Below are 13,653 nucleotides of genomic sequence, written 5' to 3'. Positions count from 1 at the left end.
TTATATAACCAACTGCTTAACCCTCAAAAAGACTTTCTATCGTCGCCTCCATCTCCGACTGACTAGGCTTGGCATAACGAAAAATTTCCTTAATTGAAACATTGCCACTCAATTCTTGTGCGAAATGAACCCCATGCTTATCTGTGACCTTCTTCAAAAAAGTATGGCGCAATTTATGGGGAGTAAAATCAAACCTCTCATGATCTGGTAAAAACGCTAACGCCTGTTTTAATACCCGTTGGCAAATTCGGTAAACATCCAAAGTTTGCAAGCGTGTCCCATACCGTGTAACAAATAATGGTTCATCTTCCTGAGCGTGTCTTTTCTCTAGATATTGCTCCAAATATGCCCTACTCTCTTGCGGTAAGGGAATTTTTTGGCTGATACGTTTTGACTTGTGTCGCAGAACATCACATAGCCCTTTTTGACGGTACTGACCAACATTTAATGAAACTACCTCAGATTCACGCAGTCCTGTACCCAATAATATATAAAAGAGTGCTGTTTCCATTAATGGATTTTGATTTTTACGAGTACAGCTTTTAATGCGTTGTTCGCATGCAGACTTTAATCTCATCAACTGGCGTGAGGTTAATCCATTCCAATCTGGAGCATCGGTTTGCAAATCTTTAACTTTAGCAAGTGGGTCACCTGCTAATAATGGGCGCTGTTGATGAAGCCATCGGCCAACATGCCGAATTGTTGCCATCGTTCGATTAATTGAAGTGGCTTTATAAGGTTTACCAGTTTTCTCAGAAACAGTTTTACATAAATGCTTCTGAAAATGTTTACTAACAGCGGGGGTCCAACTATCGACCAAGTCATGCCCTACTTCCATTTGAAAGAAATTTATAAATTTACTCAAGTCCTTCATTTTGGCTTGCTCCGTTTTTTTAGGAGCTCCCTTCACATGCACTGTGTAATAATAAGACAACCAGACAGAAAGTGAATTGGTATCAAAATGTACATCCAAGGGATGAAAAATCTTATCTATCACAAACTTTCGATTTTTCGAATTTTGCTCGGCCAGGAAATTCATAGGGACTCATTTTTATTTTTTCCCCATTATACCCTCTTTGTGATGGATAAGGTACGTTATCATCTCAAATCTTAGTCTTATTTGAGGCAGGCATTGATCAAAATTAGGTCAGTATATATCTGATCTATACGACGGCTTCTTCGAGGTCTTTCAGAGGCTTTACCTCTGATGCTTACATGCACCGTATTTTGCTTCCAGTTGTAATAGGTTGCATCAGAAATACACCAATTTTAAGGATGTCTACAATTTTGTAGCAGGCCAAATTAGGTTCACATTTAAGTTGGACACATAGGCCGTCCAACTTCTTTAAATGTATTCTCTAGAACAAAGTAGTTAGCATGGAGGCATCATAGGGAACTATTGTTTCATTATTCTTTAATTTCTGAATTAAATTAGGATTTGCGATAAATGGCCTGCCAATTCCTAACAAATCAAATTCTTCATTCTTAATTTTTTCTTCCCCTTCTTGAAAATCATAACTACCTGTAGCAATGAGTACTCCTTCAAAATAGGTGCGCATAAATTGAGTCATTGTTTGTTGATTTAACGCTTCGAAAATCACTTTATCGTTAAAGTTACCTGTATGAACATAGGCGATTGGTAGTTGATTTAATTTCTCTAGAAGATACTGAAAGACTTGCGCGTCTCGTTTATCACCAACGATTTCATTAAGATAAGCGCCGGGTGATAAGCGAATACCTACTTTTTGATATCCAATTGTATCGCCACAAGCCTTAACTACCTCTAGAGCAAAACGCGCCATGTTTGCAGGGGTTTCGCCATAAGAATCTGTTCTGTGGTTCGTACTGTAATGTAAAAACTGATCGATGAGATATCCATTAGCCCCATGAATCTCCACGCCATCAAATCCTGCTGTAATCGCGTTTCTTGCTGCTATGGCGTAACTTTCAATTATTCCTTGAATTTCATCTAAACCAGCCGCGCGTGATCGGCCATAAGTTAAACCTTCTGATCGTGTTATTCGGCCAGTCATTACCGTTTCTGAAGCCGAGACAGGTAACGCACCCTTTAAAAAGTGAGGATGAGACACCCTACCTAAATGCCAGATTTGTGAAAAAATATGTCCTTTATTCGCATGGACAGCATCAGTTATCCTTTTCCAGCCATCAATTTGTTCTCGGGTAAAAATACCTGGCACATTACTGTATCCTTTAGCGTCTTCACTGATGATTGTTCCTTCAGTAATAATTAAACCTGCATCTGCCCTTTTTGCATAATATTCCGCCATAAGTGCAGTTGGACTCAGGTCATCATGAGCCATATTACGAGTCATAGGCGCCATAACAATTCGATTTTTTAAGCGCAGGGTTTCGCTTAATTGAAATGGGGTTAAAAGTAAGTCAAGCTGTGTCATAGTAATTCTCCTGGGTGCCGGAAATCTATATATCGCAAATTTCCGATTAATACATTCAAAAATTTTTACAATATCTTTTGCAATTGAATTAAAAATTCACTAATAAATGGCTTGTTCAATTTACAATACGTCCATTGTCCGCGACGCTCCATAAGGATTAATCCCGCCTGATGAAGCTGCAAAAGATATTGCGAAACGGTGGATTGAGATAAGCCTATTTTTTGCTCAATTAAACCCACACAAACGCCTTCTGTACTGACATCACAATGTGACGAAGTGAAGTATTTGGCTGGCTCTTTTAGCCATTCAAGGATTTTAAGGCGGTTCTCGTTAGAGAGCGCTTTTATAACGAGTAAAATGTTCATATACTTAACTATATCGGAATTTTCCGATATGTCAATATATAATAAGTGAGCATGTATTGGATATTAGAGTTGTAGCTTAGTGAAGTGTTACATCAGCTTTTTTTATAAAGTACCTCTTCTAATAGAGGACCACCCTCGTAAAACGCTTCTAGTTTTCTATCATTAGCCATTTTGAAACCCAGGGACTCATAAAAGCTTCTTGCTTGAGAATTGTCAGACAATACCCAAAGGAAAACCTCTTTAAAGCCTAGGTTTACTAATTCAGATAAAGCAGCTTGGCATAATTTTTTTCCTAATCCTTGTCGCCAATAGGAAGGATGCAGATAAATAGCACTGATTTCTCCCTCTACTTCTTTTTTCTTTTCCTCCGCATCACGAAATGAACAGATGCTGGCAAATCCAATTACTTTCTTATTGATTTCAATAACGAGAATTTTAACTTTTTGATCTAAAAGATGCTTCCATTGGCTAGTTCTCTCTTCTACAGATAAATTTTTCAAAATTGATTCAGGAATAAAATCTTTATACGTTTCCTGCCAAGAGCAGATGTGATTAATGGCGATACTTTCTGCATCTTCCTGTGAGGCAATTCGAATAGTGGACGTTATTTTTTTACTCATTGTGAAATTATAGCTTGAAAGAAACTTCACGTGAGGTTCTCTGCAAGTCTTTAGCAAAAAATCAATAACCATTGAATTTTTTCCTTATATCAACAAATATAAGAAATATTGGGGTTAGGTACTTTAGATATTTGAGATTGGTGCTATCCTTAAGGCACACTCCTTCACCTTTCTTCCATAACGGCAATATTTCGGGACACATAGCCGTTCAATTGAGTCCCTCATTGGAGCATTTTTATGTTTGGTCTTTTAGATTTTTCATGGTGGTCTTATGTCTTGGCGTGTCTAATTTTTACGCAAATCACCATTGCCTCAGTAACTATTTATTTGCACCGCTGTCAAACACACCGCGCCTTAAAATTACATCCGATTGCTAGTCATTTTTTCCGCTTTTGGTTGTGGTTAACTACTGGTATGGTCACTGCGGAATGGGTGGCCATTCATCGCAAACACCATGCAACCACAGATATTGAAGGCGACCCACATAGTCCTACGCTATTTGGTATAAAAAAAGTTTTTTGGCAGGTTCCTGAGTTATATCGTGAAATGTCTAAAGACAAAGAATTGATTAAAAAATATTCTCACGGCACTCCGGATGATTTAATTGAGCGAAAATTGTATTCCCCGCATAATAAGAAAGGTATTCTTCTTATGTTTTTGCTTGATCTTTTACTCTTTGGCAGCATTGGAATTACCATTTGGGCAATCCAGATGATGTGGATCCCGCTTTCCGCAGGAGTCGTTAACGGGATTGGACATTATAAAGGCTATCGAAATTTTGAATGCTCAGATGCATCGACGAATGTCTTTCCCTGGGGGTTATTTATTGGTGGGGAAGAGTTGCACAACAACCATCACGCATTCGCTTCTTCGGCAAAATTCTCAATGAAGTGGTGGGAGTTTGATTTGGGATGGTTTTATATCAAATGCTTATCCTTATTAGGGCTTGCCCAAGTAAAAAAACTACCCCCACAACTTATTTTTAACAAAGAAAAAAACTGTGTGGATCTAGATACTGTAAAAGCAGTGATTAGCCATCGTTTTCAAATTATGTCTGAATATTATAAGCTTGTTATAAAACCTATCCTTCGTCATGAAAAAAGAAACAAGGGTATACAAAAGTCAGAGAAGCGTGCGCTCAAAGAGGCTTCAAAATTATTACAACGTGAAGAAAAGTTGTTATCCTCTCAAGCAACCTCAAATCTACATTCTTTGTTGAGTCGATATCATACCATTCAACTGGTTCATAGTTATCGGCAATCATTACAGAATATATGGTTAAAGACTTCCGCTTCACAAGATCAGTTGATTGATACTTTACACCAATGGTGCAAACAAGCAGAAGAATCAGGCCTTGAGGGACTTCGTCAGTTCGCACTGCATTTGAAAAGTTATGGGCTTAAACGCGCTTCATTTATTAACTTCTCTTCATAAAGGAAAATTTGGAATAATCGTTTATTGCGGCAGAGAGTATAGGATAAAATTAAAGAAGAATTTATAGCTATTAATACCCCATATATAGATGCTGTCTTTTTAGATCCAAACCTGGTAGCTTACAGCGCTGATTAATCTTTTTGTGAAAAATCTAAATAAGAATCTTCGCAGGCTAAGGCATTATAGTAGCGTGTTAAGGCATGAATATGAGCAGCATTTCTCATATCTGTATTATGTTGTTTTGTTAATTGGTAAATAGTATTGAACTCTTTGGTAATCCTATCTTTTAGCCGCTCATGAATGGTATCAAGATCCCAATAATCACCAGATTTATTCTGAATCCATTCAAAATAACTGACAATAACTCCACCCACATTAGCAAGAATATCCGGTATAATTAAACTATTTTTTTTATTCAAAATTTTATCTGCTTCTAAGGTGATTGGGCCATTCGCAATTTCAACGATCATATTCGCTTTAATCTTATCTGCATTCTCTTTCGTAATTTGATCTTCTATGGCTGCTGGAATCAAAATGTCCACATCCAGAGTCAACAAGTCCTCATTAGAGATACTTTTACCCCCCTGGAGCTCACATACGGATTTTTTACAATACACGTCATGTACTGATTTCATTTGTTTTTTCTTATGTATCAACTCAGGAATATTAATGCCATCCTCCATATAAATTCCGCCGTCTGCTTCACTTACGGCAATGATTTTATAACCATCTTGATAGAGTAATTCCGCTACGGGCTGAGCTGCATTGCCGAAACCTTGTATAGCAACCGTCATGTCCTTGGCAGACCAGCCACGTTTCTTTTCTATCTCTTTGATGCAGTAATAAGCTCCGCGGCCAGTTGCAGTGTCACGACCTAGGCTTCCATTTAATGGTATAGGTTTACCTGTAATAGTTGCTGGACTATGTTGGCGGACAATTCTTGAAAACTCATCCATCATCCAACTCATGATACGTGGAGTGGTGTAAAGATCCGGGCCGGGAATATCTCGATCAGCTCCAATGAAATCAGCAATGAGTTCAATGTACTTACGGGTTAATCGCTCTAACTCCCTTGGGTTTAAATCCTTAGCGGATACATTGATTCCGCCTTTGCTACCACCAAAAGGAAGCCCTGCAACGGCACATTTTAAGCTCATCAATAAGGCTAGTGCTTGCACTTCCTCCATGTTCACTAAGGGATGATAACGAATACCACCCTTTCCAGGGCCGCGCGCAGTTTCATAATGAACACGAAATCCTTGGAATATTTTTAATTCACCATTGTCCAGACGAATGGGTATACTGACTTGCAGACAAGCTTTAGGATGTCTTAATTTTTCAATTACATCCGGATCAATGTTTATATAGGAAGCAGCTCGCTCTAGCCTATTAATAGAGCGTTTAAGAAATCCATTATTACTCATTATGACTCCCTTCTATAATCACTTGATGTCCTTACCCAAAATATTAAAATTGCCTATCAATATAGCAAGCGTAAAATACTGTCAAAGCAATGATTAGCAATCGTTTGCAATCATGTCTGAATACTGTAAGCTCATTGTAAAACCCTATTCTTTCTCATGGAAAACAAATATAAAGGTATAGATTATTAGAGAAGCGCCTAGAAGCTGCAACATTATTACATGAAGAAAAATAGTTACCTTCGAGCGGCCACAAATCTTCACATTTTTTGTTAAGTTCATGTTATATCATTCAACTATAGAAATAAACTCACTCCACAGGCAGTAGACTGCGATAAGTTCAAGCACTTGTATAAATGTCCGCAAGCTTGACTATCACCCTAAATAATAGTATTATAAAAAACAGCTAGAATAGTTCTATTTTTATACTATCCACATCGTCGTGTTATTCATTTAATTCCTCGTATTGTAGTTTTTAATTCTTGACCTCTTCCCGCTAATCTCGCCTATAAAAAGGCATTTTAAAAAATGAAACTTAAGGATGTATTTATGTCTAAAACAGTAAATGGAAGTGTTAAATGGTTTAATGAAGCTAAAGGTTTTGGTTTTATTGAACAAGAGTCCGGCCCGGATGTGTTTGCTCACTTTAAAGAAATTGTAAGTTCCGGCTTTAGAACTCTTACAGAAGGTCAACGTGTACAATTTATCGTGACGCAAGGGACAAAAGGTCTTCAAGCACAGAATATAGTGGTCCTCTAATCTAGGGAATACCACTACTTTTTACCACCATATCTTTCTTTTAGTATGGTGGACTATTTCTTAATTCTAAAATTCAACTTTGATTAACAGAAGCCGTAGAAAGAATAGGCTTGCGCACTATCCATCTTAAACATTGATATATTAAACAACCAATAATTAACTTTTTAATATTGTTTTTTTTAAGAACAAACAACAAAAGTAATCTTCTTACTAAGTTCTCTTCAGAAAAATAAGATTTGAATACTAGTTTATTCGCTGCAGCGCTTCAGAAGGCTGAAGAAAGAATTATCACCTTAATTCATACACACACTTCACATTAGCCCTTCTAACCTGAAGTGTATGTTAGAAATTATTTACAACCAATAAACAAAGATAAACAGGAAGAGCCAAACAACATCCACGAAGTGCCAGTACCAGGCTACAGCTTCGAAGGCGAAATGACGTTCGGGGGTGAAGTGGCCGCGGATACAGCGGATTAGGATAACAATTAGCATGATGGTACCAATTGTTACGTGCAAGCCATGGAAGCCGGTTAGCATGAAGAAGGTGGTACCGTAAATACCTGCATCCAATGTAAGGTTCATTTCGGTATAGGCTTCATGATATTCATAAGATTGTAAGCTTAAGAAAAGAATACCCAAAGCAATGGTAAAAATCATACCGACAATTAATTGGGTCCGTTTATTTAATTTTAAAGCCCAATGCGCCCAGGTAATAGTCGCCCCAGAAGTTAATAAGATGAGGGTGTTAATTGCTGCAAGACCCCAGGCTTTCATTCCTTCATCGGCGCCCACGAAAATTTGATTATTGGGATTAATGAGCAGCGGCCAATTCGCCTTGAAGTCATTCCACAAGGTAATGTGGGTAATGGGATGAATTTCACCACCTAAAACAGGTATTGACCACCAGCGGGCGAAGAAAAGCGCGCCAAAAAATGCAGCGAAGAAGCAGACTTCTGAGAAAATAAACCAGCACATCCCCCAGCGAAATGAGCGATCAACTTGAAGATCATAAAGCCCTTTCTGATTCTCATAAATGACTTGACCAAACCAGCCAAACATCATAAATACCAAAATACCCAAGCCAGCAGTAAAGATGTAAGGGCCATACCAGTCATGATGCAACCAGGAAGCTGCACCTACCAATGTGGTTGTTAAACCAATCGAGCCGACAAGAGGCCAGTGGCTGGGTTTGGGTATGTAATAAGTGCCGTGTCCCATTCTTTAAAATTCTCCTCTCTATACCCCACAATCGTATTTTAGGTGGAGTTTAATTAATTACTCTATTCGTTACATCAAACAGTGTGTATGCCAAAGTAATTGTTTTAATATTGGCTGGTAAATCTGTATCAAGATGAAATAAAAGCGGCATATCCATTGCTTCGTGCCCATTTAAGGTTTGTTGAGCAAAACAAAAACATTCAGTTTTTTTCAAATATTTCGCTGCAATACCAGGTGTGACACTGGGAATTGCTTGCACTGTCATGCGGTGATCGGTTCTATTTTCCGCATAAAATGACAATTTGGCAATTTCCCCTGGATGCACTCTGACTTTAGTAGTTTTTGGATAAAATGCCCATGGTAAATTGCCATTATTCGTTGCCACAAACTCAACAAGCACTTCCCTGTCAGTAGCAATTTTTGCAGTCTTGATGTCATAATTATCAACTTGCATACTTACTTTGCCATTGATACCTAAGGCTTTGCAAAGGCTATTGTAAATAGGTACCAAAGCGAAACCAAAAGCAAACATTCCAATCACTAACGCTGCCAAAATCCCAATTAATTTTGTATGACTTTTCTGAGCCATTCTACGTCTCTCTCTCAAAAAACTGTCATCTCACGCCTGATAACTAATATAAGCATTAAGGCTTGAAGCTTAATGCTTATCACTTTTTTAGTGAATTTCAGGTGGTATTGTAAAGCTGTGATAAGGTGGTGGTGATGATAATGTCCACTCTAACCCACGAGCCCCTTCCCAAACTTGTGCATTCACTTTTTTACCACCGCGAACTGTGGCGATGACGTTGTAAAGAAATATCAACTGTGAAAATCCAAAGACAAATGCCCCAATCGTTACAATCACGTTAAAGTTAATAAATTGCAAGGCGTAATCAGGAATTCGGCGAGGCATTCCCGCAAGCCCTAGAAAATGCATTGGGAAGAAGGTCACATTCACAGAAATAACAGATAACCAGAAATGCAGCTTACCCAGACGTTCGTTATACATGTGTCCAGTCCACTTTGGTAGCCAGTAATAAGTTGCACCCAGGAGAGCGAAAATAACGCCGGGAACCAGGACATAATGGAAATGGCCCACCACAAAATAGGTGTCTTGGTATTGATAATCAGCAGGCACCAAGGCGAGCATTAAGCCAGTAAATCCCCCAATAGTGAATAAGAATACAAACGCTATCGCAAAAAGCATAGGGGTCTCAAAAGTCATGGCACCTTTAAACATGGTACTAACCCAGTTAAATACTTTTACGCCAGTAGGTACTGCAATCAGCATCGTGGTGTACATAAAGAACAACTCGCCGCCTAACGGTATCCCCGTCGTGAACATATGATGTGCCCACACAATAAAAGACAAAAAGGCGATACTTGCGGTCGCATACACCATAAAGTGATAACCAAACAAAGGCTTGCGACTAAATGTGGGGATAATTTCTGAAATGACACCGAATGCGGGCAATACTAATACATAGACCTCAGGATGTCCAAAAAACCAAAATACATGCTGAAACAATACCGGATCACCCCCACCCGCTGCATTGAAAAAGCTGGTACCGAAGTGTCTATCAGCTAACATCATAGTCACAGCACCTGCCAATACGGGCATAATGGCAATCAGCAAAAAGGCAGTAATTAACCACGTCCACACAAACATGGGCATCTTCATCAACGTCATGCCTGGCGCGCGCATATTTAAAATGGTTGCGATGATATTAATCGAACCCATAATGGAAGAAATTCCCATCATGTGGATAGCAAAAATCATGAAATCAGTACTAGGTGGTGCATAGGTCGTTGACAAGGGGGCATACATTGTCCAACCGAAATTAGGACCACCACCACTGTGAAACATGGTTGAACCTAACAGTCCAAAGGCAAAGGGTAGAATCCAAAAACTCCAGTTGTTTAAGCGAGGCAACGCCATATCAGGTGCCCCTATCATCATTGGAATTTGCCAGTTTGCCATGCCTGTAAAGGCGGGCATGACTACCCCAAACAACATAATCAATCCATGTAATGTAGTCATCTGATTGAAGAAGTTAGGATCAACAAAGCGATGGCCAGGCTGGAAAAGTTCTGCTCTTATTATCAGTGCCATTGTACCGGCTACGAAAAAGCTGAATAGGGCAAGCCACAAATAGAGAGTTCCAATGTCCTTATGGTTAGTGGTAAATAACCATCTTTTTATAAAGCCAATTACGCCTTTACCTTGTTCAGGACCATGCTCATGTTCTTCTTCATGATCAACATCATGTGTTATCACTTGACTCATCGCAAACCTCCAGCTTGAGCTTTATTCACCTTAGTGGGTGCTTGGTTGTCACCTTGACGTACTTTTGCAACGTCTGCAGGCTGTATTTCATCGTTTGTATTATTTTCCCAGGCATTACGCTCATAAGTAGTAATTGCCGCAATTTCAGCATCGGTGAGCTGATCTTTAAAGGCTTGCATTGCTGTACCTGGTACACCATTTAAAATAATGCCAATATGACGTTCGATAGGTCTGCCTACAGCAACAGAACTACCTTTCAATGGTGGATACATTGGCGGGATACCTGTGCCATCAGGGCGATGGCAAGCACTACAAATTTGATCATATTTTTGCTTACCTAACTTCATGAGTTCTTCGCGTGTCATTTTGACTTGTGCTTCAGGTTTCGCCTCTGTCTCAGCATACTGATCCCTTGCTTTTTCTTGTTGGGAAACCCACTGATCAAATTCCTCTTCACTTACTGCCTTAACGACAATAGGCATGAAAGCATGGTTTAATCCGCAAAGTTCAGCACATTGTCCGCGATATACACCAGGTTTTTCTATTCTTGCCCAAGCTTCATGCATAAAACCAGGCATTGCATCACGCTTAATACCAATCTCAGGAACCCACCATGAATGTATAACATCATTTGAAGTCACTAAGAAACGAATCTTTTTATGCACAGGGACAACTACCGGTTTATCTACTTCCAGTAAGTACCACTGGCCCTTGGGTGCCTGATTTTGAATCTGCTCATAAGGTGTTGAAAGATTACTAAAAAAGCTAATCCCTTGATCCAGGTATTGATATTGCCACTTCCATTGGTAACCAACCACTTTAATCGTAACATCTGAATCACTGGTATCTTCAAGCCGCATTAATACTCTGGTAGCAGGAATGGCAAGGCCAACCAGGATTAGAAAAGGAATGATGGACCAAACAATCTCTACGCGCATGTTGTCATGGAAACTTGCCGGTTGATAACCTCTTGATTTGCGATGGTGTATTAACGAATAAATCATTACCCCAAAGACTGCGATACCAATAATAGCGCAGATAACCATTGCAATCATGTGCAAATCATACATGTCTTTACTAAGAGGCGTGACCCCTTTGTACATATTCATTTGCCAATTATCTGCCGCAGCCATTGCAATCTGGCTTAATCCTAGTCCAATCGCAGTAGCAGATACCCTGCTTAGCTTAAACCCATTTAGCATCCCCATATCACCTCTTTAAATGGTCAGGTTTATTCAGAATGACCTTGGTTGCAACAAAATCATTCTCATGACAACCATGACTAATCATCAGTTGTTTTGAATCAGAGTTTTTGCAGTTATTACCACAATGAATAATTTCCATCAGTTTTTGACTGGCTTACCATGTATTTAATTGCCTCGAGTATTTCACCCGTGGTGCATTTTTTACAACCACCATTTTTAGGATGGTACGGACCTTTTATTGTGTTTTCGACGAGAATATCAATATTTTTCTCGATAAGTGGCTCCCATACTGCTTTATCACCCAGTTTTGGTGCACCTTGTTTGCCATCGTTATGACACATGCTGCAGTTTTCATTATAAATATCCTTGCCGTTGGCAGGGTATTTAGCAGCACCACCAGTTTCTACGTCACGCCACTGAGAGCGAGACAGTGATGCGTTTAGGATATAATCAACTGCAGAGATAATGTCGTTATCTGAGCACGTTACACAAGCACCTTTAACTGGCATGCTGTTATAACCATGTATGGCATGACGATAAAGCCCTGTTAAACCACTGGATTTTAGGCGTTCATACCACCCAGCACCGTTGCCGATTAATGGCGCACCCATCTCTCCGCGTTGATGGCAAATTATACAAGCGTTGATGTAGACTTGTTTTCCACGTTTTAAAGTAGGCTGTTTCTCTGAAGGCGGGACCCCTAATGGTTCCTCACTGGTGACTGTTTTTAAGTAAGTTGCGATTGCCAGGCGATCTTCCTCTGTCAGATAACTCAGACTATTGTGGTTCACTTCAGCCATAGGCCCTGCTACAGGACCTGCTTTATTAATCAATTGACCTTCAGCAAATACATCCGCTACTTCATAACGACTTGCTGACCGCAAACCATAGGTTGTAATGTTGGGTGCCCAATAGCCATCAATAAAGGAACCCGTCAGATAAAATCGATTTTTAGCCGCACCAAATAGGTTCAGCGGTGTATGACACATACTGCAGTGGCCTAAACTGTCGACAATGTATTTACCACGATTCCAAAGCGGCGATTTATCGGCCTCATACACCACGCTGTTGTCATCGGGAAAGAAAAAGAGCAGGTTCCATCCCCACAAGGACAAGCGCGCTCCTGGTACATTAAATGGGAAAGGCAACGATTTGTTTTTTTGTTTTACTGGCGGGATACTCATAAAATAGGCATAAAGTGCCCGCGCATCATCGTCTGTCATTTTAGCGAAGTAAACGTAAGGAAATACTGGAAAATAGTTACGCCCTTGCGGATCACGTCCTTCTTTCAGGGCTCGAATAAAGTCTTCTTCTGTCCAGTTGCCAATCCCTGTTTCTTTATCAGGAGTAATGTTAGGACTATAAAAAGTACCGAATGGCGTATTAATGGGTAAACCACCCGCAAAAGCAGCGGTCCCACCTTTCACGTCGGTATGACAAGCAATGCAGTCACCCATTTTTGCCAAGTATTCCCCACGTGCTACTAATTCAGCGGGTACTCCAGGGGCTGGTGTAGTAGGTGGATAGACAGGGTAATAGCCATCAATTAAAGGTTCAACAGGGCGATTTCTATGATCCACGGCCTTAAACTCCGTTGCAGGTGCTGCGCTTGTCGCTGCTGGAGCTGTAGAATTGGTTGAAGCAGGAGCACCCGAATTGGCATTTACAGGGGTACCTGCAGCATTCGTATCTTTGGCTGTTTTCTCTGTGCCATTTACACTAGTCCCTTGGGTATTAGGGGTAGCCTGGGGATTTGAAGCAGGGTTTGCGTTTGGGCTAGTCTTTGATGGTGCGGCCTGTGTTGGCGAAGACGTCTGCGCGTTTTGAGCAGGCTCTGTTTTGTTTGCAGCGATGGCAGAACCAGACAATATGCTGTAGGTTACCAGAAATGAGGCAACCATTGCGTTTTTTTTCAACAAAGAGCCCAC

Annotated in this window: 12 protein-coding genes; 2 read left to right on the top strand and 10 right to left on the bottom strand. The window is 40.0% G+C overall.

Translation table 11 applies throughout. From position 1 onward, the window contains the following. Positions 1 to 16: 16 nt before the first annotated feature. The 4 genes from Ljam_RS10105 to Ljam_RS10090 form a co-directional block, all read right to left on the bottom strand. Entirely contained in the window at positions 17 to 1,039 is a 1,023-nt protein-coding gene (locus Ljam_RS10105) for a tyrosine-type recombinase/integrase (protein WP_058449909.1), read from the bottom strand. Between the two features lie 319 nt (positions 1,040 to 1,358). Then, on the bottom strand, positions 1,359 to 2,414 hold the full coding sequence (locus tag Ljam_RS10100) for an alkene reductase (protein ID WP_058449908.1): 1,056 nt from the start codon (positions 2,412 to 2,414) through the stop codon (positions 1,359 to 1,361). A 65-nt stretch (positions 2,415 to 2,479) separates the two neighbouring features. Next, the gene (locus tag Ljam_RS10095; protein ID WP_058449907.1) at positions 2,480 to 2,779 is read right to left on the bottom strand and encodes an ArsR/SmtB family transcription factor; all 300 of its coding nucleotides are present in this window, start codon (positions 2,777 to 2,779) and stop codon (positions 2,480 to 2,482) included. Between the two features lie 92 nt (positions 2,780 to 2,871). After that, the gene (locus Ljam_RS10090; protein ID WP_058450790.1) at positions 2,872 to 3,399 is read right to left on the bottom strand and encodes a GNAT family N-acetyltransferase; all 528 of its coding nucleotides are present in this window, start codon (positions 3,397 to 3,399) and stop codon (positions 2,872 to 2,874) included. 237 nt (positions 3,400 to 3,636) lie between these two features. On the opposite strand from Ljam_RS10090, the gene Ljam_RS10085 reads away from it, so the two are divergent. Then, the gene (locus Ljam_RS10085) at positions 3,637 to 4,833 is read left to right on the top strand and encodes a DesA family fatty acid desaturase (protein WP_058449906.1); all 1,197 of its coding nucleotides are present in this window, start codon (positions 3,637 to 3,639) and stop codon (positions 4,831 to 4,833) included. Positions 4,834 to 4,964: 131 nt separating this feature from the next. On the opposite strand, the gene Ljam_RS10080 is transcribed toward Ljam_RS10085, so the two are convergent. Continuing rightward, complete coding sequence (locus Ljam_RS10080; protein WP_058449905.1) at positions 4,965 to 6,257, bottom strand: Glu/Leu/Phe/Val family dehydrogenase; 1,293 nt, start codon at positions 6,255 to 6,257, stop codon at positions 4,965 to 4,967. 546 nt (positions 6,258 to 6,803) lie between these two features. Between Ljam_RS10080 and Ljam_RS10075 the strand changes: the two genes are divergently transcribed. Then, on the top strand, positions 6,804 to 7,013 hold the full coding sequence (locus Ljam_RS10075; RefSeq protein ID WP_058450789.1) for a cold-shock protein: 210 nt from the start codon (positions 6,804 to 6,806) through the stop codon (positions 7,011 to 7,013). A gap of 353 nt (positions 7,014 to 7,366) precedes the next feature. Here Ljam_RS10075 and Ljam_RS10070 read toward each other — a convergent pair whose 3' ends face one another. The 5 genes from Ljam_RS10070 to Ljam_RS10050 form a co-directional block, all read right to left on the bottom strand. Next, complete coding sequence (locus Ljam_RS10070; RefSeq protein WP_058449904.1) at positions 7,367 to 8,233, bottom strand: cytochrome c oxidase subunit 3; 867 nt, start codon at positions 8,231 to 8,233, stop codon at positions 7,367 to 7,369. Between the two features lie 49 nt (positions 8,234 to 8,282). After that, positions 8,283 to 8,822 (bottom strand): cytochrome c oxidase assembly protein, encoded by a 540-nt coding sequence (locus Ljam_RS10065; protein ID WP_058449903.1) that lies wholly within the window; start codon positions 8,820 to 8,822, stop codon positions 8,283 to 8,285. A gap of 87 nt (positions 8,823 to 8,909) precedes the next feature. After that, positions 8,910 to 10,520: a cytochrome c oxidase subunit I gene (ctaD, locus tag Ljam_RS10060; RefSeq protein WP_131762247.1), complete on the bottom strand. Its 1,611-nt coding sequence runs from the start codon at positions 10,518 to 10,520 to the stop codon at positions 8,910 to 8,912. Further along, complete coding sequence (coxB, locus tag Ljam_RS10055; RefSeq protein WP_058450787.1) at positions 10,517 to 11,722, bottom strand: cytochrome c oxidase subunit II; 1,206 nt, start codon at positions 11,720 to 11,722, stop codon at positions 10,517 to 10,519. The genes ctaD and coxB overlap by 4 nt, the downstream gene beginning before the upstream one ends. Before the next feature lie 119 nt (positions 11,723 to 11,841). Next, positions 11,842 to 13,653 (bottom strand): c-type cytochrome, encoded by a 1,812-nt coding sequence (locus Ljam_RS10050; RefSeq protein WP_238583714.1) that lies wholly within the window; start codon positions 13,651 to 13,653, stop codon positions 11,842 to 11,844.

This window comes from Legionella jamestowniensis, from assembly GCF_001467745.1.
GTDB classification, from domain to species: Bacteria; Pseudomonadota; Gammaproteobacteria; order Legionellales; family Legionellaceae; genus Tatlockia; species Tatlockia jamestowniensis.
This window is presented reverse-complemented; position numbering and strand designations above follow the sequence as displayed.